The sequence below is a fragment of the Coleofasciculus chthonoplastes PCC 7420 genome (assembly GCF_000155555.1).
GTDB classification, from domain to species: Bacteria; Cyanobacteriota; Cyanobacteriia; order Cyanobacteriales; family Coleofasciculaceae; genus Coleofasciculus; species Coleofasciculus chthonoplastes_A.
The window spans coordinates 62,906-85,235 of sequence record NZ_DS989867.1 but is presented as its reverse complement, the minus strand read 5'-3'; the positions used below and the strand labels follow the sequence as shown (position 1 = coordinate 85,235).

At 45.1% G+C, this 22,330-nt stretch carries 21 protein-coding genes; 13 read left to right on the top strand and 8 right to left on the bottom strand.

Annotation, left to right across the window (positions count from 1 at the left end):
* Positions 1 to 176: 176 nt before the first annotated feature.
* Positions 177 to 872 carry a hypothetical protein gene (locus MC7420_RS38625; protein ID WP_006104933.1) on the bottom strand — a complete coding sequence of 232 codons (696 nt, stop codon included), beginning with the start codon at positions 870 to 872 and terminating at the stop codon, positions 177 to 179.
* Between the two features lie 135 nt (positions 873 to 1,007).
* Complete coding sequence (locus MC7420_RS28490; RefSeq protein WP_006104871.1) at positions 1,008 to 1,616, bottom strand: hypothetical protein; 609 nt, start codon at positions 1,614 to 1,616, stop codon at positions 1,008 to 1,010.
* Positions 1,617 to 1,819: 203 nt separating this feature from the next.
* On the opposite strand from MC7420_RS28490, the gene MC7420_RS28485 reads away from it, so the two are divergent.
* From MC7420_RS28485 to MC7420_RS28475, 3 genes are all read left to right on the top strand, one after another.
* Positions 1,820 to 2,398 (top strand): Uma2 family endonuclease, encoded by a 579-nt coding sequence (locus MC7420_RS28485; protein WP_006104901.1) that lies wholly within the window; start codon positions 1,820 to 1,822, stop codon positions 2,396 to 2,398.
* Positions 2,399 to 2,976: 578 nt separating this feature from the next.
* Positions 2,977 to 3,786, top strand: a complete 810-nt coding sequence (locus MC7420_RS28480; protein WP_006104826.1) for a hypothetical protein — start codon at positions 2,977 to 2,979, stop codon at positions 3,784 to 3,786.
* 490 nt (positions 3,787 to 4,276) lie between these two features.
* Positions 4,277 to 5,764, top strand: coding sequence for a peptidoglycan-binding domain-containing protein (locus MC7420_RS28475; protein WP_006104913.1), 1,488 nt, complete (start codon positions 4,277 to 4,279; stop codon positions 5,762 to 5,764).
* Between the two features lie 55 nt (positions 5,765 to 5,819).
* Here the strand turns inward: MC7420_RS28475 and MC7420_RS28470 are convergent, their stop codons facing one another.
* A complete protein-coding gene (locus MC7420_RS28470) occupies positions 5,820 to 6,461 on the bottom strand; it encodes a Uma2 family endonuclease (protein ID WP_006104817.1) in 642 nt (213 codons plus the stop codon).
* Between the two features lie 83 nt (positions 6,462 to 6,544).
* Here MC7420_RS28470 and MC7420_RS40620 point away from each other — a divergent pair, with 83 nt between their 5' ends.
* From MC7420_RS40620 to MC7420_RS28460, 3 genes are all read left to right on the top strand, one after another.
* Positions 6,545 to 6,733 carry a hypothetical protein gene (locus tag MC7420_RS40620; RefSeq protein ID WP_157453369.1) on the top strand — a complete coding sequence of 63 codons (189 nt, stop codon included), beginning with the start codon at positions 6,545 to 6,547 and terminating at the stop codon, positions 6,731 to 6,733.
* A 62-nt stretch (positions 6,734 to 6,795) separates the two neighbouring features.
* Complete coding sequence (locus MC7420_RS28465; RefSeq protein ID WP_006104822.1) at positions 6,796 to 8,268, top strand: AAA-like domain-containing protein; 1,473 nt, start codon at positions 6,796 to 6,798, stop codon at positions 8,266 to 8,268.
* A 291-nt stretch (positions 8,269 to 8,559) separates the two neighbouring features.
* On the top strand, positions 8,560 to 8,985 hold the full coding sequence (locus MC7420_RS28460) for a helix-turn-helix domain-containing protein (protein WP_198016585.1): 426 nt from the start codon (positions 8,560 to 8,562) through the stop codon (positions 8,983 to 8,985).
* A 107-nt stretch (positions 8,986 to 9,092) separates the two neighbouring features.
* On the opposite strand, the gene MC7420_RS28455 is transcribed toward MC7420_RS28460, so the two are convergent.
* Positions 9,093 to 9,737 carry a Uma2 family endonuclease gene (locus MC7420_RS28455; RefSeq protein ID WP_006104812.1) on the bottom strand — a complete coding sequence of 215 codons (645 nt, stop codon included), beginning with the start codon at positions 9,735 to 9,737 and terminating at the stop codon, positions 9,093 to 9,095.
* A gap of 223 nt (positions 9,738 to 9,960) precedes the next feature.
* On the opposite strand from MC7420_RS28455, the gene MC7420_RS28450 reads away from it, so the two are divergent.
* Positions 9,961 to 14,937 carry a beta strand repeat-containing protein gene (locus MC7420_RS28450; RefSeq protein WP_044210290.1) on the top strand — a complete coding sequence of 1,659 codons (4,977 nt, stop codon included), beginning with the start codon at positions 9,961 to 9,963 and terminating at the stop codon, positions 14,935 to 14,937.
* On the opposite strand, the gene MC7420_RS42995 is transcribed toward MC7420_RS28450, so the two are convergent.
* On the bottom strand, positions 14,867 to 15,196 hold the full coding sequence (locus MC7420_RS42995) for an AI-2E family transporter (protein WP_071777265.1): 330 nt from the start codon (positions 15,194 to 15,196) through the stop codon (positions 14,867 to 14,869). The genes MC7420_RS28450 and MC7420_RS42995 overlap by 71 nt on opposite strands.
* 3 nt (positions 15,197 to 15,199) lie before the next feature.
* Positions 15,200 to 15,502, bottom strand: coding sequence for a hypothetical protein (locus MC7420_RS42990; RefSeq protein ID WP_006104949.1), 303 nt, complete (start codon positions 15,500 to 15,502; stop codon positions 15,200 to 15,202).
* Positions 15,503 to 15,782: 280 nt separating this feature from the next.
* Here MC7420_RS42990 and MC7420_RS28440 point away from each other — a divergent pair, with 280 nt between their 5' ends.
* Both MC7420_RS28440 and MC7420_RS41925 read left to right on the top strand, forming a co-directional pair.
* Complete coding sequence (locus MC7420_RS28440) at positions 15,783 to 16,070, top strand: RNA recognition motif domain-containing protein (protein ID WP_006104844.1); 288 nt, start codon at positions 15,783 to 15,785, stop codon at positions 16,068 to 16,070.
* Between the two features lie 72 nt (positions 16,071 to 16,142).
* Entirely contained in the window at positions 16,143 to 16,316 is a 174-nt protein-coding gene (locus tag MC7420_RS41925) for a hypothetical protein (RefSeq protein ID WP_006104830.1), read from the top strand.
* Positions 16,317 to 16,447: 131 nt separating this feature from the next.
* Here the strand turns inward: MC7420_RS41925 and petA are convergent, their stop codons facing one another.
* Positions 16,448 to 17,437 carry a cytochrome f gene (gene petA, locus MC7420_RS28435; protein ID WP_006104827.1) on the bottom strand — a complete coding sequence of 330 codons (990 nt, stop codon included), beginning with the start codon at positions 17,435 to 17,437 and terminating at the stop codon, positions 16,448 to 16,450.
* Positions 17,438 to 17,654: 217 nt separating this feature from the next.
* Positions 17,655 to 18,197 (bottom strand): cytochrome b6-f complex iron-sulfur subunit, encoded by a 543-nt coding sequence (gene petC, locus MC7420_RS28430; RefSeq protein ID WP_006104929.1) that lies wholly within the window; start codon positions 18,195 to 18,197, stop codon positions 17,655 to 17,657.
* Positions 18,198 to 18,436: 239 nt separating this feature from the next.
* On the opposite strand from petC, the gene MC7420_RS28425 reads away from it, so the two are divergent.
* From MC7420_RS28425 to MC7420_RS28410, 4 genes are all read left to right on the top strand, one after another.
* Entirely contained in the window at positions 18,437 to 18,754 is a 318-nt protein-coding gene (locus tag MC7420_RS28425) for a DUF3067 family protein (protein ID WP_006104969.1), read from the top strand.
* A gap of 66 nt (positions 18,755 to 18,820) precedes the next feature.
* Positions 18,821 to 20,053 carry a glycosyltransferase family 39 protein gene (locus MC7420_RS28420; RefSeq protein ID WP_006104896.1) on the top strand — a complete coding sequence of 411 codons (1,233 nt, stop codon included), beginning with the start codon at positions 18,821 to 18,823 and terminating at the stop codon, positions 20,051 to 20,053.
* Between the two features lie 95 nt (positions 20,054 to 20,148).
* Positions 20,149 to 21,093 carry a decaprenyl-phosphate phosphoribosyltransferase gene (locus tag MC7420_RS28415; RefSeq protein ID WP_006104898.1) on the top strand — a complete coding sequence of 315 codons (945 nt, stop codon included), beginning with the start codon at positions 20,149 to 20,151 and terminating at the stop codon, positions 21,091 to 21,093.
* A gap of 144 nt (positions 21,094 to 21,237) precedes the next feature.
* Complete coding sequence (locus MC7420_RS28410) at positions 21,238 to 21,762, top strand: YqeG family HAD IIIA-type phosphatase (protein ID WP_052307567.1); 525 nt, start codon at positions 21,238 to 21,240, stop codon at positions 21,760 to 21,762.
* Positions 21,763 to 22,330: the final 568 nt, after the last annotated feature.

The following is a 22,330-nucleotide window of genomic DNA, read 5'->3' as shown; positions in this document are numbered from 1 at the left end:
AGTTTGCCATTTTGCAGTTTGGATAACTGAATCAATTCGTTACAAATTAAGACTTTATTCAACAATCAATATATAGGGCTTACTGAAAAAATCCGAAATCCTTAGCCATCAATCTGATCTAAAGGAAAGAGGGGAATCTAAAAGGGGAGCAACCCCTCAGACTCCCCGATTCAGTTTCAATAGGAACCCAGCAGATCAATTAAGGATTGGGGGAGTTCTTCATAATGATCGAGCAAAAAATCCACAATTGTTAACTGGCGCAAGTCAACGGGTTGAGGGGGGCGATAGTCTTGACCTCGGTTGAACCAACATTGAACGGTTCCCAGGGAACGGAAACAGATGTGAGAAATTTGCTCATAGGTGACACCCCATTTGGCATAAAACCGCCTTGGCGTCATTCTTAATTTGCAGTAACAATAAAGGTCAATAATGTATTCTTCTCGCTGGGTAATCGGGCGGGGATTGTGGGGTCTTTTGGGATTATAGCGTCCGGTTGGGGTACGCACCAATAGAGGCTCTATTTCATGATCAGAATGGGTGGGATAACGGTATAGGTTGTCCTCCTCTTCATGGGGAGAATGGTTGAGGTTTAAGTGTTGAGTGAAATCCTCTATTTCTTCACTGTGACGCAGAGTATTTAAAGCACCAGCAATGAGTTTACCATTCAGGCTTTCGGTCAACTGCTGGATAAATAACGCCGCGATCGCATGGGCTTCAGCATCCGTTAGGTGCATTTGAGCCGCATCGAAGTCAATGTCGCTATGGTGCTGGATCAACGAGAGGAGTTGGGCGATACCCAATTCCTCTAAGACTTGCTGGATAGGGGGTTCAGGTGTATTGCTGGGGTCGAATTTAGGGGAGAGGTGTGTCATGTTTTTTTCTCCTTTGATACTGAGCCTTTAGTGCTTATGTAACAATGTTATAACTTAATGGGCAAAATAAAAACCCCTTTGTCGGGGTGGGAAAGTTTTACCGATTGGGTTAAATCAGATTAGTTGGAGAGGATGTCAAGAATGGGCTTGAGCCATCCAGACAAGATCACCAAGAATACCCTCAACTGGCGGCAAAGGATAGACTGTCAAATCGATGAATAGAGTCATTCCTTCCAACTTGAGAAATTGCCACTGATTGCCATTGCTGATACTGCCGTAAATCGTCGAAATAGGTTGTCCTTGTTCCTCATTGAAGCGTTGAGCCGCAACCATTTCGGCAATACACTGCCCCAAGCCCAATTTGAGGTCAGTCTTTTTAGCTTCCACAATAATCACGGCTGGTGCTTCAATTTCTAAGACTTCTTTTGAACGAGTCAACAGGAAATCGCACAAGCCATTAAGACCAACCGACTCGTCAACATTAAATTCCTCACCGGAGAAGACACTCACTTGGCGATTAAGTGTTTTCCTGACATCGATTAATACGGGATAGATAATCCCCTCAGAACGGGCTTTTTCACTACCAGAGGAAGCGACAATTGGCAAGGTTTCCTGTAAGTAATCCCAGAGAGTTGGCGAAGGGGCAACCGGAGAAGTTTCAGGCAAAAAGCGACTGCCTTCAATGACAGTTAGTTGGAAAGCAGCTTTAGCTTGAGCGATAGTTTTGAATTGACTATAGGGCATATATGTAAGTGGGGACAATTAAAGGCGGGCGGATGAACTGAAGCTAGAGATTGCCATCATGCTGTATGGTGTCCTTCTCAATTTTGCTTGTTGTTTTGTGGCTACAGATGAGCTATCGATGCTAGGATTTAAACCGAGAATAAAAAGCGCGATCGCGAGTCGTCCTATACAAAGCCATGCTAAATTGAAAATCATTATATCCCATGAACAATTTCTCACCCGTCATTTTAAACTTAAAACACGTTGGCTTAAGCGATGAGCAATTTTACCAACTCTGCCAAGCCAATGAAACGTGGAAACTGGAACAAACCGCTAAAGGAGAATTACTGATTATGCCTCCCGTTGGTGGAGTGAGTGGCAATCGAGAATCCGATTTTAATGGTCAACTTTGGCTGTGGAATCGTCAAACACAACTAGGAAAAGTCTTTAGTTCCTCTACCATCTTTCGCTTACCCAACGGTGGAAAGCGTTCTCCCGATGTGGCTTGGGTAGCCAACCAACGCTGGGAATCCCTAACTCCCGAAGACCAAGAAAAATTTCCGCCAATTTGTCCAGATTTTGTGATTGAACTCCGTTCTCGCACCGATTCATTATCAGACTTACAAGAAAAAATGCAGGAGTATCTCAATAGTGGTTTACAATTAGGCTGGTTAATTAATCCCCAAGCCCAACAAGTCGAAATTTATCGTCAGAATCAGCCCGTTGAGATTGTTCAATTACCCGCCAATTTATCCGGAGAAGATATCTTACCTGGATTTATATTAGAGTTACCCGTTTTCTAATATAAATCCTGTAGGGGCGCAAGGCTTGCGCCCAGAACACCTGTCGAGTCTATTTCACTATTGAATATAAAGGAATAGCCCGATGAATGTAATGGATGTAACGGATAAGCGCGTGTGATCCATTATAGCGTGAGTCTTAGTATCCTGTCTGTAACTGACATCGTTGAGTAGAACTGAAGCGATGCACTTAAAAAAATCCACACTTTTTATATATTGACAAAACTACTCTTTTAAGCATTTGCCTTGTCCGGCAAGAAAAACTCCTGAATTTTTACCAACTTTTCTATATTTACACCCAAACCGTTAATCAATTATTCTCGATGAATCGTAAATAGCGAGACAGCCAATTGACGCCGGAACCCCTGGCAGCAATTTGGCAAAATCGATTCACGATCAGGATTCATAGATTCGTCTAAATCAGTTGTGAAATAGGTATGAGATGGAAAGCCTTATTTAGTAAGCTTTTCTGCCATATCAGGTTTTACAAATCATTTAGATTCACTCGATAACTGAAACAGGCACTTACCCGTTCCGGTTTCAGAGTCTCTCGGTGTTTTGCAAGGAGGGTTACAATTAAAATGGTCGCAAGCTCAACAGTTTCAGCAGACAGTCGGAAGTTATTAACCGATAATTTGCTTCTCTACGTTTCTCCCAATGGTTCCGATGAAACCGGTGATGGAACAGAAGCAAAGCCTTTTGCCTCTGCCGATTATGCTGTCGTCTGGGCAAATAATAACTGTGATTTTGGTGAACGGTTTGACTTGTATGTTAAGCTGGCTCCCGGAACCTACGATGCCCTACAAATCTACGGTCAAGGTGCCCGACAGATTTACCTAGTTGGTGAACCTGACGATCCTGGTGCTGTACAAGTCAAGGTGCTCAAAGAAGAAGCGGTATATGGACTGTCAGTCGCTTTTTATTCGTTTGTCCATGTGTCAGGTATCGATATCGCTTCGATAATGGTTACAGGCTTCTCACACTTAATCGTTGATCAGTGTTATTTGTCTCCTTCGGTAGCGCCAGCACTCGTTCTGTGTAGTAACCACAGCACCATCGATTTTGACTCGGCAAAGGTGAAAGCGGGACGTATTGGTAAAGGCGAGGAGAGTACCTGCTATCGCAGCGAGATTCACTCCCATATCGAAGTTGAACAGCTAGAATACGAAGCCACTGTTGAATGTAATACATTCTGCGAGGCAAAGTTCCTCTCATCTATCTATGTTTGCGGGGATTCAAAAACCAAGAACAATGTGAAAGCGAAGCAATTGGCTCGTGCTATCACCCAGAGTATTGTTTGCGATTCAGATTTTCTGCCTGAAAAATCATCAACGGCAAATCTTGCTACGTCTGGTGGACTTGTTGATGATTTAAATGATTCTGGACTCTAGTCTAGAATGAAAATTTCGTCATCGATCATGTCAAACTTTGTTAAAACATAAACGGAGGTCAATTCATTATGAGTTGGAATTGTTGCACCAGTTCTCGAAGCTGTGGGGGCTGTACTCGTCCCTGTAACCCAACTGGTGGTTGTTGCGGTGGTTATCGTCCTCAGTTTGGCAATTACAATCCATACGGTGGCTGCTATAGTGGTGGTCGTTGCGGTCGCTGTTACTGATAGAAGATAATCAGGTTATTATCACTTAACCGCATAAATAAAATAGTGGAAAAGGAGAATGCCAACAGCTTTTCTCCTTTTTTTTAAATTTTTTTAGATAACTGGTAACGGTGCGTTACGGCGCACAAATCCCAAGTTATTTTCCATATTAATCCAAGCAAGTGCCTAAGGCACCCTACAGGATAGGTTTAGAGTCCTGACTACTTAAATAAGTTAGCAACTTAGGTTATAATAACTCATCGAATCCTTTAATCAATACCCTAATGAAACTCACCGATATTATCCATCACGATATTGTAATTCATTTAGATACCCTGAAGACAGACCCCGAATTAGTCAAGCAAATCCAAACCCAACTGAATCGCTTAGGATTTTACCCCGGTGGTTCCTGGCTCGATGGTGATTATGGTCAGCGGACAGAAAAAGCCATGACTGAGTTCAGTCAATCGGTTTACCTGAATAACATGGAGAGTAAGAAGTTTGGCAAAGGCTGGGCGCAAAAACTCCTGCCGGAAAACCAAAAACCCCTCCCCTCGCTCAAAGACAAAAATAAAGAAGCGATTTATCAAACCTTCTTAAAAGAGTCTGTAAAAGGAACCGTTGATGAACCCGCCCTATTTTACAAAGGAATTGACACCTCTCCTTACAAAACTCAACTCAAAGATTATGCCGCCCGTCTGATGCAAAAGCCCGATGGCAAAACCTTGGTTTCGGTCACCAAAGACACCGCCCACTTCCAACCTTTCCCATCAGTAGGACAACTGCCAGAGATTGATGACCAAGGCTTAAGCTTTTTGCATCCAGAGATTACTGAAGCTTGTTTATGTGTCGGTAGTTTTGCCAACGGAGACTTCAAAACCAAATGGCTAGGCAGAAATGCCCTGAGTAAAACCGAATTTTGGAGTAGTAGTAAAATTATTCCGATTCTCAATGTCGTCTCTCGCAGCAACACCAATGCCTTTCAAACCGATATTGATACCTGTCTGATTCGAGGCAGAGATTTAAGCGGACAATACCGAGAACTCTCTGTCCATAATGTGCTTAAAGATATTCTTTCCTATAACCATAAAATTGCCTCATCCAACTCCCTCGCGGCAATGTTAAAACAATTTTCCACACCCGCCGAGTTAGAGAATTGGCTGAAAAGCATGACCGGAAATCAAGACTTGATTTTCACAGGAAGATATGGCGAAGAACCCTTTATCCCAGAACCCGAATTATCAACGCAATCCCCTCAAGGATGGTGGCGTCCCCGAAACGTGATTCTCACAGGTGTATCAGAACGACATCGCGGCGAAAATACGATTACCGCTTATGATTTAACCCGAATGATCTCGATGTTGGGTTGGCATTATCACATCCCCCAAGCCTCACGCTTACCCGGTGCCCAATGGCATAGTTTAGAATCAGTGATTCGGGCGATGGGTGCAGATGCGGCACGTTTAACGGATGTGGCATTAGAGGCACTCGATTTGCAAGATAAAATTAGTTCTCCGGTGATTATTTCTAAACTAGGAAATGGGGTGACTCAAATTCGGAATCGGGCGGAAGCGGTTTATGTGGCATTGGTTCAGTTTATTCAACCCAGTACAATGGGTGTGCCAGAGTTGGTGATGTTTAGCATGGCATTAAAGGGAGCAAAGCGGTTAGAACCCAGGGATGCCAAGCGTGAGGTGGTGGAATTGGATGCTCGGATGGCGACGGAAGTGACGGAAATTATTCGTCGAGGGGCGTTAGGGGAATTGGGGTGAATTAAGGTTGGTGGGCAATGCCCACCCTACTGGGCTGATACCAAGTTGCGTTCTATCATGTCATTCTGAGCGACAACTGCTGCCTCAAGTCGCGAATAGCTGCGCTGGTATTGCGTTGATAGGCAATTTCTAAACACCGCGCCACTATCTGTGATAAATTCACATCTGGGAAATATTGACTTTGGGATGCGATGCCATACTCATCACCCTGAAGTTGGTAAATCAACAGGTGTTGATTCCGAAATAACCAGACTTCCGGGACTCGATAGGGGAAATAATCCTGCACATTGGAATAGCTGGTGATGTCAATTTCTAACACCAAATCCGGCGGTGGGTCGTTGCACCAATCAATTCGTTCCTTACCCGAAATGGCTTGCCAATGGTCAATGTAAAAGCAATAATCCGGCTCAATCCCACTTTCTTCTGGCAGTTGCATCGTTACTGGCGTAAACGAATCATACTCGCACCCGGTCGAATCAAGGAGTACCTTAATAATGTCCGCGAAGAGACTGACATCTCTGCCATGCTTGGGCAACGGCGACATAAGCAACACTTCTCCAGAACGATATTTGAGTCGAGGAATGGAATCATCTCCCCGCTGCTCACACAACGTTTGATACTCCTGCCAGGTAGCAGGCGACCTCACTACAGTTCCGGCTGAAAGATAAAGTTTTTCGGGCGAAATGACGGTAATCATATCTTCATCCCTATATCCTTTCTTTAACCAATCATTCTACTTCCGTCTCCCTCATTCTCATTCATTCCTGTCATAAACTCCAGATGAAATTCCAACGGGAAGTGGAAGCCTCAGTGCATGTCCCACCTGTGGCGACCCAGAAATCCTCCACTGTCGGGGCTTTGAGCCAGTCGTACTGGAATCTCGCCAGAAACACTTCACTCACGACGGCGGTCATCGCACCCTCACCCCCGCGCAACTTCTCAATGGCAGCGAGTAGGCAACAGCTATAACATTCCTCTGAGTCCGATAAAGGACTAGAATTGGGGCATGATACTCATTAGCGATCGCGGATATGAGCGCAAGTGCAGACATCGTAGAATTAGCCGACGCCTTAGTCTATACCAAGACTGGGCAGCATCTGAATGATCTGCAACGGTTCATTCTGCGGGAATCCTGGCAAGAGACGAAGAAAAACTATGACCAAATGGCTCAAGAGTTGGGCTATTCGGAAAGTTATATTAAGCAATCGGTTGCGCCTCAGTTATGGAAAATGCTGTCCCAAGGACTGGGGGAAAAAGTAACAAAGACCACTGTTCGCTCTGCCCTAGAACGGCAACTGCTGGCTCAAAATCAACCTAAATTTACAACTGTTATTAATAACACTCTATCATCGATAGAAATAGGTTGTTCTGATCGTTCAGATGACCTCAACGCCTCACCCAACCCGCTTATTTCCCCATCGGATCAGACTATCTTGCCATCCGTTGACCTGGAATTACCTGATGGCTGTGTTCCCTTAAATTCTCTCTTTTATATCGAGCGAGTTCCCTACGAAGCCCAATGTTATCAGGAATTGCTTAAACCTGGCACATTGATCCGAATTAAAGGACCGAGGCAAATTGGCAAAACCTCGTTGGTTAATCGCTTACTTAGTCGGGGTATCGCCAAGGGGTATAAAACGGTCGTTTTAGATTTTCAGCAAGTCGAAGAAACCGTGATTAGCGACTTAAATAAGATGTTGCGCTGGTTATGTGCTAGCTTGACGCGCCAATTAAAATTAAAGCCGATGCTCAATGACTATTGGGATGAAGATTTGGGCAGTAAGATGAGTTGCGCTCTCTATATTCGAGAATATATTTTAGCCGAAATTGATGCTCCGATTGTCTTGGTTTTAGAAGAATTGAGCCTGATTTTCAAACAGGTGAACATTGTCCAAGAATTTCTCACTCTATTGCGGTCTTGGCATGAACAAGCTAAAGTTGACCCAATTTGGCAACGGTTACGCTTGATACTCATCCAATCAACCGAAGTCTATGTTCCTTTAGAGATCAATCAGTCTCCGTTTAATGTCGGGCTAGGCGTTGATTTAGAACCCCTGAGTCGGGAACAGGTGCAAGACTTGACTTGGCGTCATGAATTGAGGTTAGAAGCCGAACAACTAACTCAGCTAATGCAGCTTGTCGGGGGTCATCCTTATCTGGTACGGCTGACGTTATACCATTTAGCTAGACAGGATTTCGCCGTTGAGGAGATCCTGCAAACAGCCGCAACGGATACGGGAATTTATGCCAACCATCTGCATCGACATTTATGGACACTGCAACATAATCTTGAACTAGCGGCGGCGTTTAACCAGGTTCTCAGCACTACTGAACCGATTGAAGTGGAACAGGTGCAAGGGTTTAAGTTGCACAGTATGGGACTGGTGAATCTTCAGGGAAACCTGGTGAGGCTAAGTTGTGATTTGTATCGGTACTATTTTCGCGATCGCATCATCAAGTGTCAAGACTCAGACAGCGAGTATAGCAACCGCCAAGACGGTTAGGACACATCATTTATGTAGAGACGCGCCATGGCGCGTCTATAACAGCAGAGGAGTTCCAGAGGTGTTCTGACAGGGTGTCTCTGGAGAGGAGAACCAAAAATGACGAAGTTTTCGAGAAAGTTATTACTTTTTAGATATTGACAAAAATAACAGATAATGCGTAAAGCTTAAAGCCAATCAAAAATTAGTCAATTTTTAGGAATTTTTCTGTATTTTTAGATGCAAATTTAACTGTTATTCTTGATTTAGTCAAGTTAAAGCTGTAGTGATTGAAGCAAATCCTATATGGATATGGACAATAAACATATAGAAAAACAAATCCAAGCGTTAGATGAGTGGCTTAAAAACAATTCGGATTCCAGAGAATTGAAAAGGGCTATGGCGGTTAAACTAACTCTTCGAGGATGGAAGTATAGCTCAATTACTCAATGTCTCAATGTATCGAATGGCTTTATCAGTAAATGGAATAAGCGGTTTAATGAATCTGGACTAGAAGGGCTTAAATTATCTTACAAAGGCTCTAGTGGTTATTTGACAAAACAGCAGAAGCAAGATGTAATAAATTGGTTAAATCAAGACAACAATCATGGTTTAGAGAAGGTTAAACGTTATTTAAGGGATAAATATGATATCAATTTTAAATCCAACTCAAGCTACTATAATTTAATCAAAGAAGCACAAAACTATTTCCTTCAGTTCTCTGCGGAGTATTTATAACGGTTGTAGGACTTATGCATTGATAAAATAAATACAGCAGATTTCAGGTTGATGAGGTACAGCCTTCTAAGCAAGATCCCCTTAATGAATGCGATCGCCTTTTACCTCTAATCCGGCTGCTGTTCTCTCACCCAAGTCCGAAACGCCCGTAATGTTGCGGTTTCTCCATCCGCTAAACTTTGCCGAATAAACCGAGGAATTGCTGCTAAAGATAGCCATGGAAACGTCGGACTTTTATCCACAGATTGATAACTCGTTGATTCTGGAGATAAAACAAATACATCGAGTTTACGTCCATCATAACGCCACAGTTCTGGTACACCAATCGCGGCATAAATTGGTAGTTTATCCATAGAACCACTGGTAATATCAATCTCTAAGACTAGATCGGGTGGCGGGTCATTCGCCAAATCAATCTCTTGTTTATGTCTAACCTTGGGTTCATTTTGGATGTAGTAACAGGAGTCAGGTTCTGCCCCTTTTTGTCGTTTTTCTCGCTTCAGAGTGAGAGAACCAAACCGTTTGAGGTTGAGATTTAATTCATCCGCGATCGCGCCAATTAAGCTTTCAATAAAGCGATTATTATTTTCATGAGATCCTAAGGGCGTGATGATTTCTAATACTCCGTCATTGTAAGCCAAACGAGCGCAGCGTTTTTCCCCTAAGTCTGCAAGTAACCGCTCAAACGTTTGCCAACTGATATTTGACAGAATGACCCGATGTTCGGCTAGTTCAAACGTAGCTGTTGTCATCACCTATTGCTGACAAAATTATCCCTTTTGTAGGGGTGTAAAAATGAAAGTAATAATTGGGTAAAAAATAGCTTTCCCCCTTGTATAGTATAGCTTCCCGCTTAATTCAGCAAGTCCCTAAGATGAGTGCCCCATCCCTCTACCTTCTCCATTGCCCTTGTTCTTTTCCATTCTTGGAGTATTATTAGAGTTGGGATTTGCCAGAAGCAGGGGGCTAGGATTGATGCATATAATCACGTTTCTCAAACAAGGGCGATCGCTGACCTTCCCGTTAGTCTGGCTAACCCTTTTCAATCCGGCGGTTCAGGCTCAGTTAATCCCCGATAATACGTTAGGCACAGAAGCCTCTATCATTACTCCCCAAGGGGTGCGAGACTTAATTGAAGGTGGCGCAAAGCGTGGGAGTAACTTGTTCCATAGTTTTACTGAGTTTAACGTTAGTTTAGACCAACAGGTTTACTTTGCTAATCCGGAGGGCATCGCCAATATCCTCACGCGGGTTACAGGGGATAACCGATCAAATATTTTTGGTACTTTAGGGGTTGATGGAAATGCCAACCTCTTTTTACTGAATCCTAATGGCATTCTCTTTGGTGTTGATGCCAAATTAGATGTCGCGGGTTCTTTTGTGGCGAGTACGGCTGATGGGATTCAGTTGGGAAACGATGGTGTGTTTCGGGCGACTAATCCCCAAAATAGTCAACTGTTGGCAATTCAACCGGGTGTCTTATTTTTAGACGCCCTGCGCCAACAGCAAGCGGAAATTCGGAATCAGGGACAGTTAAGCGTAGAACCAGGACAAACCTTGACGCTAGCGGGAGATAGGGTGATTAGTACAGGTTCATTGACGGCTCCTGGCGGTACGATTCAGGTATTCGGGGAGGAGGTTCAGTTATTAGAAACTGCCAGAATTAATGTCTCTTCTCTTACAGGTGGCGGTAGCGTAGCAATTGGTCAAGGGGAACAAGTGACTATTGCTGCAGAGGTGCAAATTAAAGCTGATTCTCTGAATCAGGGGGATGGCGGTAGGGTGATTATTAGGGGCAATGAAACCACCCAATTTGAGGGAACCATTACCGCCCGTGGTGCGAGTGATAATCCTCAATCTAATGGGGGTTTTGTAGACGTATCTGGTGGATATTTAGAGTTTACCGGAATCGTGGATACCACAGCACCTTTGGGAGAGGTGGGAACCCTGTTACTCGATCCGAAAAATATTTGGATTCAAGCGGATGGAAGTGACTCCGCCGATGGGCAAACCTTTGAGACGAATCCAACAGAGGTATCGATTATTAATGGTAATGTGCTTAGCTCGGCTCTTGCCACTAACTCCGTCACATTACAAGCAAATAATGATATTGCTATTAACCAGAGTATTTTTAGCCCATCAAGCAATAGTCTAACGTTACAGGCAGGACGTTCGATTACCATTGCCGATAACTTGCTAATCCTTCTCAATGGTGGAGACTTTATTGCCAAAATTAATGACGAAAATGCGATCGCGGATCAACGGGATGCTGGAGTCGCTCAGTTTTTGATGAATCCGGGTTCTACTCTGACATCCCTGGGTGGGAGAATCGAGATTACCTCTGGAACTTTTGCCGATACCAGTCAAATTAACACCGCCAATAGTACAATCAGCAGCGTCGATGTTTTGGGCAATAGTGGCAGAAGTGGTGATATTAGTCTCTTTGCCCTGGGTAATGTCACCACAGGGCTGGTAAATACTGGACGAACCATTGGCGGGGATGTCGTGGCGAACAATGGCGGTAATATTACGATTAAAAGTGAAAACGGGGCGATCGCGACCACGGATTTTGTGACTAGCGATGGGATTAATCAAGCAGGTGAGGTTGTACTGGAGGCTAGCGGTGATCTGAATGTTAATCAGAATATCACCTCAACCTCAACTGAAGGCATCGGCGGAAATATTACCCTCAACAGTGAAAAAGGCGCGATCGCTACCTCCGCCATGCTGATCAGCGATAGTCTAAATCAAGCGGGTGATATCTCTGTTGATGCTAGCGAAAACCTTGATATTAACGGGAATATCAGTTCCAGGGGAGAAATCGGCGGGAATATTACCCTCAATAGCGAAAAAGGCGCGATCGCAACTACGGCGTCTCTAGTGAGTGATGGTATCAATCAAGCGGGAAAGATTTCTGTTGATGCGGCTGGAACCCTAACTACAATGGGAACTATTATTGCCAATTCCCAGAATCAAGCTGGAGATATCTCACTCCATGCGATCGGGGATGTCAGTATTAACCGGAATATCAACGCAATGGGAGAAATTGGCGGGAACATTACCCTCAAAAGTGAAAATGGAGGGATCACCACTACAGCAGCTCTGGTTAGCAATAGTTTAAATCAAGGCGGAGATATCTCTGTTGAGGCTCACGAGAATCTGAGTATTAACCAGAATATCGCCTCAAGGGGAGAAATCGGTGGGAACATTACCCTCAAAAGTGAAAATGGGGCAATCACTACTACAGCAGCTCTGGTTAGCGAGGGTAGCAATCAAGCAGGTGATATCTCTGTTGATGCAGCCGGAGATCTAAATACGATGGGAAATATTGTTGCTAATTCCGAGAATCAAGCTGGAGATATTTCACTCAATGCGATCGGGGATCTGAGTGTTAATAAAACCATCGCATCGGATGGCAATTTTGCCGGACAAATCACGCTTAACAGTGGTGGACTGTTTTGGAATAGAGGAAATACTCTCACCAACAGTGGCAGACTTCCTGGCGTAGCCAAAGGAATTACGATTACCGCTCAATCTATCCTTGTTGAAGATGCGTCTATTTTTTCCTTTGCCTTCAATGAAGCTCAAGGAGGAATGGTACAGGTTAATGCTGCTGATGACATAGTGATTCGCAATAGTAATCTTGGGACGTCGGCTGCTCCTGTTCCGGGTAGTGCTGAAATGAGTAGTGCTGACGCGGGGGATATCAACCTAAATACTCGTCGATTAACGATTATTCAAGACCCTGAGACAACATTCCCATTTGGCGTGGGGGTTGGTTCTAATACCGATCTAAGCAATAGTGGTAATGCTGGAAATGTCACGATTAACGCCACGGAGTCCATTGAAATTATTGGAAATCAACCCGGTGCGTTTAATCCCAATTCTGTTGAATTGGCTCAAATCCCCTTGCAAGGAGATACAGGAATCTCCACATCAGCTTTAGGTAGTGGGAACTCTGGCAACTTAACAATTAATACCGGGCGATTATCTATTCGCGACGGTGGCGGAATTACTACCTTTGTCAACCAGGGTGAGGGGGGAGATTTAACCGTCAATGCGACAGATGTCTTTTTACAAGGAGAGGGAGGTATCGGGACAGGAACTTTGGGTGAAGATGCTGGCGATTTAACCCTAAATGCTGAGAACGTCACTCTAACAGATGGAGCTTTGATTAGCACGTCTACTGGGCGTGATGGCAATGCCGGAAACTTAACCTTAGATGTACGTAACTTGAGCCTTCGCAATGGTGCTGGCGTCCTCGGAAATACTGGAGCAGATGGCAATGGGGGACAATTGACGATTAAAAATGCTGAGTTAATTGAAGTGATTGGCAGGTCGGCAGATGGTAGTTTTCCCAGCTCTATCGCCACGGATTTATTTTCGCCGAATGAATCTGGTAATGCTGGCGATATAGACATTACTAGCCAAGAATTGATTGTCCAACAAGGCGGAGAGATCACATCAGCAACCCGTGGTTTCGGAGATGGGGGAAATGTCCGACTGAATTTAGAGAGTTTACGCCTTGATAATGGTCGAATTAATGCCTCGACATCGCGTTCTGGAAAGGGGGGAAATATTCAGATTCGCGCTTCAGACTCCATTGAAGTTATTGGGGCAGGATTTGAGGCGTTGCAAGAGAAATTTGTGCGTCCGGCGTTTGCCGATACGCTCACTCTGGATAGTTTTAGTCAGGGAATTGTCACGGTTACGGATGGAGAAGGAAGGGCGGGCAATGTCTTCATTGAAACCCCAAATTTTATTGCCCGTGATGGTGGATTGATTGCTACCACGACACTCAATCAAGGTAGGGGGGGAAATATTCAGATTGATGCCACAAATCGGATCGAGTTAGATAATTCTCTGTTGGGTTCGGGAACCTTTGATCAGGCTGCATCAGGCAATGTTACCCTCACTTCTCCTCGGCTGGTTGCACGAGGGGGAGCGCAGGTATTAACCACTACATTTAATTCTGGACAAGCGGGTGATTTAAATGTGAATGTGTCGGAGTCGATTGAACTGTCTGATCCCAATAATCAAGGCACTCTCCTAGGTACAGGTTTATTTGCCTCCTCAACTGAAGCCGCATCTGGCGATGGGGGAGATATCAATATTAATAGTCCCACGAGTGAATTAAATATTCGCGATCGCGCGGCGGTGTCGGTGAGTGCGACAGGGACAGGCAATGCTGGCGATATCAATATTGATGTCCGCTCTCTGTTGTTAGATCAAGGGTTAATTTCAGCAACGAGTTTATCCGGAGAAGGGGGGAATATCAACCTCAAAGTAGCCGAGACATTTATCTTGCGAAATAATAGTCAACTGTCCACCCGTGCAGGTACCGAAACCAGTGGTGGTGGCAATGGGGGAGATATGACTATTGATGCCAATTTTATTGTGGCAGTGCTTTCAGAAAATAGTGACATTATCGCTAATGCCTTTGAAGGAAATGGTGGCAATATTACGATTAATACTCAAACAATTTTGGGCTTACAACTGAGCGAAATTTTAACCCCCAACAGTGATATTATTGCCAGTTCAGAATTAGGAATTGACGGTTCCATTGTGATTAATACACCGAATATTGACCCCTCACGAGGGTTAATTGAACTGCCCTCAACCTTCTCTGATCCCTCTGGGCAAATCATTTCCGGCTGTCCGGCGGATACAGGCGATCGCTTTGTGGTCACCGGACGCGGTGGAATTCCCCATTCTCCGGGTCAATACCTGTCTGGACGGGCAATTTGGGAAGATACGCGACGGTTATCCAGCCAGAGTTTTCCATCCTCAACTCCTACTAATTCTCAGCTATCCCAAACGAACACCCCACCTTTAATTGAAGCCCAAGGTTGGGTTGTTGACCAAGATGGCACAGTGATACTTACTGCTGAACCCTATCGGGGAAAACGAGTGAATATTGGCATTGATTTTCGCACTTGTGGAAGTCAATAATATCAGATGTTGGGTTAAAACCAGAGTTACCCAGTAGTGCGCCAGGAATACCCCACACCCAACCCCAGAATACAATCGACAATAGCGCCACAAAGGGTGAAAGCTTAAGGGTACGTCCCTGAAGACGGGGATCAACGAAGTTGCCTAAAATCACTTGAATGATAGCCAAACCCACCAATGTTGCTACTCCCCGCCCGATTCCTTGAAAAATTAGCGCCAGTAGAGTGGGCGGGAGTACCGCGACAATCGACCGTGACATCTCCTACACCAACCTGAGTACAGGTATGGTGTAGGAGATGTCACGTTCCACAATTTCCGCACTCAGTAGCAGTGCGCCGATGGCTAAGCCGACAACGCCAGCCAGAACCAGCATGACAATGACCAAACTCAGCCAATGGGGGACATAACGGTTGAGCCAACGTTGCAGGGGATGGACTAACACCGCGATGAAAAAGGCAAACGCCAAGGGGATGGTAATCGCACTGGTTGCCTTAAGCGCCGCGATCGCTAAGATAGTAGCGATGATCGTCAGCAGGATTTGAATCGTTTTTGCCGATACGCGCATAGACAGGTCTTGATCGGTCTATCTATTGTCTGCGATCGATGCCTTCCCCTGTCATCTACCTCAAGACTTGGCTTGAAAATGCTTAGGCTGCATGTCTGTCAGGGGAATGATCAGCAATATCCCCTAACAGGGCAGGAATTCGTTACAATGTCTATTGAGACTCAAAGCGGTGACTACGTTTGTTTTCAGTATTCATAGGTTTTTCCCCTAAAGTATTGACAGGCTGTTCTCCGAAATCTTGGCTCTCGACACACTTTTTGATTGGGGAGAACATCAATCGATGTCAATTTATGTAGGCAATCTCGACTATTCCGTTACCTCTGAAGACCTTAGCGAAGTCTTTGCCGAGTACGGTACTGTCAAGCGAGTTCATCTGCCGACTGATCGCGAAACAGGTCGCCTGCGCGGGTTTGGCTTTGTGGAAATGGGGACGGAAGACGAAGAAGCCTCAGCAATTTCTGAGCTCAACGGCGCTGAATGGATGGGTCGTGAACTCAAGGTCAATCAAGCGCGACCTCGTGAAGATCGTCCAAAAAGCGGTGGTGGTCGCCGAAACAACCGCTTCTAGGTTTTGAGTTGACTGTGGCGCTTATGTGTGAATCTACAGAAGCGTTTTGTTGTATTGATGGAGACATCTAAAATGGCTAAACGCCGCAATTTGAAAAAAGAGAAAGCCTCTCGCAACCAAGCTTATGCTCGGCAGTTTCGCAAGAAGTCTTCTTCTTCTTCTTTCTCAAGAAACAAGCGCTATTTTGGTAATCGTGATACCAAAAACGAAAATGAAAATGAAGGTGAAGAAAAAGAGGCTGAGTAGTAATCACTCGCGACTCTTGTCTTGGGTGAAAGCAATCTCATAAAGCTCCGATAGTAACGATAAGGGACAGGCTAGCTAACCTGTCCCTTATTTATTTGAAATGAGTTGGCTCAAATGAATAAACGCTGGACTTAGAAATTCATTTCAGCCGCTTGTACTTTCTCAATCTGCTTTTTCTTCAAGACGAGGAAGAGTTGAGAAAACATAATCGCAACAATGAAGACCATTAGCCACTTAATCCGAGCCGGGTCTTGTAAGACAATTTCGCCGTCTACTTGACCAAATCCACCGACATTAGGATCAGTGGTTAACGCCTCACCTGCGGCGACCTCCTGCCCTTCGGAAACCACTAATTCGGGTCCTGCAGGAATGGTATTTACAACTGTGTCACCCTCAGAGGTTTGAATGGTAACGTCGTAGCCGCCTTCTTCTAACTTGGTAATTTGAGAAATTAAACCGGCTTTTGTGGAATTGTAGACCGCGTTGTTACTCTTATTCCCAGCCGGATAAACCTGACCACGACCTCGGTTAGCGCCAACGTGAACCGAGTATTTACCAAAATGGACATCTTTTTCCGTTTTGGGATTCGGAGACAGAACCGGGAAAACAATTTCTTGATACTGTTCACCCGGTAGGGGACCAATAATCACGACGTTTTCCTGGTCTGCGCTATAGGGCTGGAAGTAAAGTCCGCCAACTTCTTCCTGTAATTCTTCAGGAATGCGGTCTTCGGGCGCAATTTTAAAGCCATCGGGTAACATGACCACAGCTCCCACATTCAGACCGCCTTTGGAACCATCTCCTAAGACCTGTTGGGTATCCAGGTCATAGGGGATTTTTACCACAGCTTCAAAGACGGTATCTGGTTTAACCGATTGGGGAAGTTCCACTTCCGTGGGTTTCGCCGCGAGGTGACAGTTAGCACAAACAATCCGTCCGGTGGCTTCACGGGGAGTTTCCGGGGCAGTTTGCTGCGCCCAGAACGGATAAGCCGCCGCCGACTGGGGAAGGGAAATATCACTAATGAAGAAAAATGCCGCTGTTGCCAAAGTCAGCAAGAGGGCTTGGGTAATAATCCGCTTGCTGCTTTTGTACATCACCGATAAAGAAGGTGTTCTCATCGCTTAAGGAAAAAATTCACAATTCAAAAATGGGTCATGTCATTATGCCCCTAACTCAGGACAAATGACGAAAACAAGTACAGAAAGTCCAGAACTCAATCTGGTGATGGTCTTACTCTGCGTCCACAGGCAGCCGTCCGCCTTCCGCAGACAGTTATTTTTACCGTGCAACACAACTCAACCCGCTCGTCTTGAAGGTGGAGACTTCCGCGTCACGTTAAGTCCACCAAGGATCGTTATCCGTGCGGAAATCGGTTTCCGTCCACTGGGAAAAGGTCAGGGTATCGTCTGCGGTGACGTCGGCGTGAACCAAGGCTAATGACAATGGAGCAGGTCCGCGTACCACTTTGCCCTGACTATTGTACTGAGAACCATGACAAGGGCAGACGAATTTGTTCTCACTGGCATTCCAGGGAACCACACATCCCAGGTGAGTGCAGATCGCGTTGATCCCGTAGTCCGCGATCGCTTTGTCTTCGGTCACGACTACATAAGTGGGATCGCCTTTGAGTCCTTGAGCCAAGGTGCGATCGCCTGGGTTATGGCTGCTTAAAAATTCGCTAACCTGGATATCATTGCCCAAAGCATCCTTAGCGGTGACACCACCGCCAGCACCACCACTTGATGGGGGAATAAAGTACTTGACGATTGGATAAAGGGCACCGACGAAAGTACCCGTAATCGTACCAAACGTCAAGAGGTTCATAAATTGACGACGCCCCATATCGGGGACATCTGGGGAGCCAGACACTTGAGCCATAACTGAACGCCTAAGGGTATATTTTTTTTAACAACTCTGGGATGATTCCCAGCATTTTCTTTACCCCGCTCCTTTTATGAAGAGGGATTCAACCGCGAGCAGGGTTGCCATAATCCTTATGTAAGTAAGGATTTACGGCTTAAGCTATGAGTATTATTACATTCTTTGTACCCTTCTCATAAAGTAAAGAAACTTTATCTTCGTAAAAAAATGTAAACAATCAGCCAGGTAAGGGATCTATGACAGGACAAGAGTTGCACCAAATCCTGCTCAGCAAGTGGGGACGCTCTTATGACATCCAGCTTCGGCGGACTCAGGGAAAAATTTTTGTTCAGGTGATGTGGAAGTACCTAGAGCAGAAGTCGTTTCCCTTGTCCGAAGTCGAGTATCTAGAGCGTCTGGACGCCATTGCCCATTATCTCCATGGTTGGGGTGCGGTTCCCCAAGTGCAAGAGTACATCGAGCAAACTCGTGAACGTCCCCGACTGGGGAAAGCCGTGAGCATTCCGATTGAGATGGGGGAACGGGCGTCGGAATGGATGTTGGATGATTTTTAGTCAACATTCCAGATGGCAGAGTATAATGCACCTAAAATTTAAGTTTTTACCAAAAAACTTCAGGAAGTGTTAAAAAATTACCTGCCGGACATAAGGATAATACTGATTGCTCTAGGGTTACGTATCCTGTGGGCAATAGCCGTACCCGTAATCCCCGTCTCAGATAGTAACGCCTACGATACCTTTGCCCTCAACTTGGCAACGGGACAGGGGTATGGCTGGGAGAGTGGTGATCCCACGGCTTATTGGCCCCCTGGAACCTCTTTTGTCTATGCCTTATTTTACTGGCTGTTTGGTCACAACTATTTACCGATTATTGTTTTCAACCTCTTACTGACCGCTGTCATTATTTGGGTTTCAATGCGCTTGGCAGAAACCTGGTTCAATCGTCGCATTGCTATAGTGACAGGTATCATATTGGCATTATGGCCCAGCCAAATCCAATTTACCACCGTCCTGGCTAGTGAGTTACTTTTTACGGCATTGGTATTAGTGGGACTGTGGCTATGGTTGAACGAAGGACTCACACTTCGGTCGAGAGCATTGGGGGTTGCTGTAGTATTGGCAGCAGCAAGTTATGTGCGACCGACGGCACTGTTAATTCCCATCTTACTATTATTTGAGCGGGCGGTTAGGACAAGGGAGATATTTAAGAACTTGACAGCTACGTTGGTCATGTTTGTTGTCATGGCGCTGCTGATTGCTCCTTGGTCAATCCGTAATACTCAGGTTTTCGGACAGTTTACCACCATCTCAACGAATTCAGGTGCTAACCTTTGGATGGGCAATAATCCCGAGTCCACGGGTGGATATATGCCATTACCCCCTGAAGCCAAGGGAATGAATGAAGCACAGCGAGACGATTATCTAAAGTCTGCTGCTGTAGCTCATATTAAAGAAAAACCTTTTTTGTTTATCAGACGCAGCCTGGTTCGATTGGTGCAAACTCATGCGCGTGAAAGTATCGGAGTAAGTTGGAATGAAAAAGGCTTAGTCAAGCGCTATGGAACTGGGGTGCTGTTGCCGTTGAAGATCATCAATCAACTCTACTGGCTAGCAGCACTAGGACTCGGTTTAATTGGTATTGTCTTACTCGGTAAACAACAGGGATGGGTGATGATGATCTCCCATCCAACCGTACTATTCTGGGGTTATTTTGCCGCTGTCCATGCGGTGATTGTCGCCCAAGACCGTTACCATTTCCCGAGTATTCCGATGATTGCGATTCTAGCTGCATTGACTATTCTATCTTTACTGAAAGTGAGGCAAAAGAGGCAGAAAATTTCGGAAACAAGTTAAGAATAAATACGGCTTTTTTTAGAGTAATTTAGAGTGGCTTAACTTGCGTCAACAAATCATCAAAAGCAATTATCCTGCTCCACAAACTAGACAAGATGAGCAATCGAAAATCATTAACCGTTAAGTTTCCCTATTTAACTGCCCTCCGACCTCGTCAGTGGACAAAAAACTTAATCGTTTTTGCGGCACCTTTGTTTGCGTTTAGTATTAATCTTCAATCTTTACTCGGTAGCTTACTTGCCTTAGTCCTATTTTGCAGCGCTTCTAGTAGTTTCTATTTATTCAATGACATTGCCGATGTCGAATCTGACCGTCGCCATCCTGTCAAGTGTAAGCGTCCCATTGCCGCAGGTTTAGTCCGTGTGCCAGTGGCAATTGGGATGGCGGTGATTCTGTTGCTCGGTGCCCTAATTATCGGGTGGCTGAAGTCATCCGCTTTGGGAGTAACTATCCTCGGTTACGCTGTGCTGCAAGTTGCCTACAACCTAAGGCTGAAGCGCACCGTAATTTTAGATGTATTCGCCATCGCCACGGGATTTGTCCTCCGGGCTTTTGCGGGTGCTGCGGCGACGGGAATTATTCTCTCTCCCTGGTTTCTCTTGTGTACAGCAATGCTGGCGCTATTTTTGGGCGTGGAAAAGCGCAAAGCTGAGTTGCGGTTGAGCGAAATTAAAGGGGGTAAGACTCGGTCAGTGCTACGCCGTTATTCTTTATCCTTGCTGAATCGCATGGAAAGTATTGTGACCACAGCGGCTGTGGTTACTTATGCGCTTTGGAGTTCGGGTCCCAAAGTTCAGGGAGCATCAACACCCTGGATGATGCTGACGTTACCCTTCGTTCTCTACGGTATTTTTCGGTATCAACTGCTCAGTGATCCCCGGGAAATTGCGCGGAGAAGTGACACGGTTGAACAGGGAGGACGAACTGAGCGACCGGAAGAAGTTTTATTGAAAGACTTACCGACTTCGCTCACTGTCTTGGGTTGGGTGCTGACCAGTTTTATCATTTTGTTGCTCAAACAGCAAGGGGTGATTAACTAATCTTTTTCAGCTTATTGAAAAAACTATCTATTACATGAGAGGTGGAAGGAATATATGCGAAAGCGTACTACAGTTTTGCTTTTTCCTTTAAAGTTATTCAAATTGCCATCGAAATTAAAGCGAAGCAGACAGGGAAATACCCGAGTGGTAAATTTCCCCAGAAAAGTTCATACTGTGGCTTGTATTAATCTGGATTTATTAAAGATCGCTGGGATTCAAGGGGTAATTCTTGATTTAGATAACACGATTGTTTCGGAAAATGATCGCTATTTATCTCCAGAAGGCGAAGCCTGGATCAAAAAAGCTAAGTTAGCCGGATTTAAGTTTTTTATCCTCTCCAATGGTAAGCGTCGCTATCGGGTAAAAGCCTGGTCTGAGCGCTTGGATATTCCGGCAATCAATCCGGCAAGGAAGCCCTTTCCTTTTGCCTTCCGCAAAGCTTTGGCTCAGATGCAATTGACGCCTAAGCAAGTTGTTGTGATTGGAGACAGTCGCCATACAGATATTTTAGGGGCGTGGGTAGTGGGCTGCTCTAGTATTCAAGTTGCCACGCTTCCCCATCCGTTTCGCTGGTGGGAAAGGCTGTTTGGGAAGTACGTGCAAACTCCCTATCCAGCGGGGTATGATCTTTGGGATTTTGATCCGCTGAATGATTATGAACAGGGGTAATTTCTTATCATGCTCACTCACCTTTTTTTTCTGTTTATTGATTCTGATTAGTGTTGGATTCAATACTTTAGGTTAAACCCTCTTGAAACTGGGTTCGGGTCAGAATACCATGAATATTTATTTGTTTGGAAAGAACGCGAAATCCAATAAAGTTGTTAGCTGCTCTAACCTGAAGTTCCCCCAGCCAAAAAATCAAAACTGCCTCACCGTGAGGCTTTCCGCGATTTTTTAGCCATCCTACTTATGTACAATCGCTGAAACCTTAATGTAGCGTGGGTTTCAACCGATCTCTTGTCTATTGCAAAAATAGCGCGTTGGCGGAGCCTGTTCCGAAGGAACGTATCGCGCTATTTTTGCAAGTGCTACATGGGTACGATTTTTGAGGGCTTGAGCGTTCAAACTATTACGGTATAAGGCTTTAGCCTGTGTGCAGTACAGTTGTATGGGGGGACTTCAGCATAACGTATTTTGGTCATCCTAGGGCAGAATGTTAAATTCGCCAGCAGTATCATTACGGGAGCGGTGTTTTTGCACGAAAAAGTTGAGTCAGTTCATTGGTTCGGTGTTG

What these genes read in the sequence shown, in the direction of transcription:
- MC7420_RS38625 (WP_006104933.1), bottom strand. Translation starts at nt 872, where the DNA reads ATGACACACCTCTCCCCTAAATTCGACCCCAGCAATACACCTGAACCC.
- MC7420_RS28490 (WP_006104871.1), bottom strand. Translation starts at nt 1,616, where the DNA reads ATGCCCTATAGTCAATTCAAAACTATCGCTCAAGCTAAAGCTGCTTTC.
- MC7420_RS28485 (WP_006104901.1), top strand. Translation starts at nt 1,820, where the DNA reads ATGAACAATTTCTCACCCGTCATTTTAAACTTAAAACACGTTGGCTTA.
- MC7420_RS28480 (WP_006104826.1), top strand. Translation starts at nt 2,977, where the DNA reads ATGGTCGCAAGCTCAACAGTTTCAGCAGACAGTCGGAAGTTATTAACC.
- MC7420_RS28475 (WP_006104913.1), top strand. Translation starts at nt 4,277, where the DNA reads ATGAAACTCACCGATATTATCCATCACGATATTGTAATTCATTTAGAT.
- MC7420_RS28470 (WP_006104817.1), bottom strand. Translation starts at nt 6,461, where the DNA reads ATGATTACCGTCATTTCGCCCGAAAAACTTTATCTTTCAGCCGGAACT.
- MC7420_RS40620 (WP_157453369.1), top strand. Translation starts at nt 6,545, where the DNA reads ATGAAATTCCAACGGGAAGTGGAAGCCTCAGTGCATGTCCCACCTGTG.
- MC7420_RS28465 (WP_006104822.1), top strand. Translation starts at nt 6,796, where the DNA reads ATGAGCGCAAGTGCAGACATCGTAGAATTAGCCGACGCCTTAGTCTAT.
- MC7420_RS28460 (WP_198016585.1), top strand. Translation starts at nt 8,560, where the DNA reads ATGGACAATAAACATATAGAAAAACAAATCCAAGCGTTAGATGAGTGG.
- MC7420_RS28455 (WP_006104812.1), bottom strand. Translation starts at nt 9,737, where the DNA reads ATGACAACAGCTACGTTTGAACTAGCCGAACATCGGGTCATTCTGTCA.
- MC7420_RS28450 (WP_044210290.1), top strand. Translation starts at nt 9,961, where the DNA reads ATGCATATAATCACGTTTCTCAAACAAGGGCGATCGCTGACCTTCCCG.
- MC7420_RS42995 (WP_071777265.1), bottom strand. Translation starts at nt 15,196, where the DNA reads ATGTCACGGTCGATTGTCGCGGTACTCCCGCCCACTCTACTGGCGCTA.
- MC7420_RS42990 (WP_006104949.1), bottom strand. Translation starts at nt 15,502, where the DNA reads ATGCGCGTATCGGCAAAAACGATTCAAATCCTGCTGACGATCATCGCT.
- MC7420_RS28440 (WP_006104844.1), top strand. Translation starts at nt 15,783, where the DNA reads ATGTCAATTTATGTAGGCAATCTCGACTATTCCGTTACCTCTGAAGAC.
- MC7420_RS41925 (WP_006104830.1), top strand. Translation starts at nt 16,143, where the DNA reads ATGGCTAAACGCCGCAATTTGAAAAAAGAGAAAGCCTCTCGCAACCAA.
- petA (WP_006104827.1), bottom strand. Translation starts at nt 17,437, where the DNA reads ATGAGAACACCTTCTTTATCGGTGATGTACAAAAGCAGCAAGCGGATT.
- petC (WP_006104929.1), bottom strand. Translation starts at nt 18,197, where the DNA reads ATGGCTCAAGTGTCTGGCTCCCCAGATGTCCCCGATATGGGGCGTCGT.
- MC7420_RS28425 (WP_006104969.1), top strand. Translation starts at nt 18,437, where the DNA reads ATGACAGGACAAGAGTTGCACCAAATCCTGCTCAGCAAGTGGGGACGC.
- MC7420_RS28415 (WP_006104898.1), top strand. Translation starts at nt 20,149, where the DNA reads ATGAGCAATCGAAAATCATTAACCGTTAAGTTTCCCTATTTAACTGCC.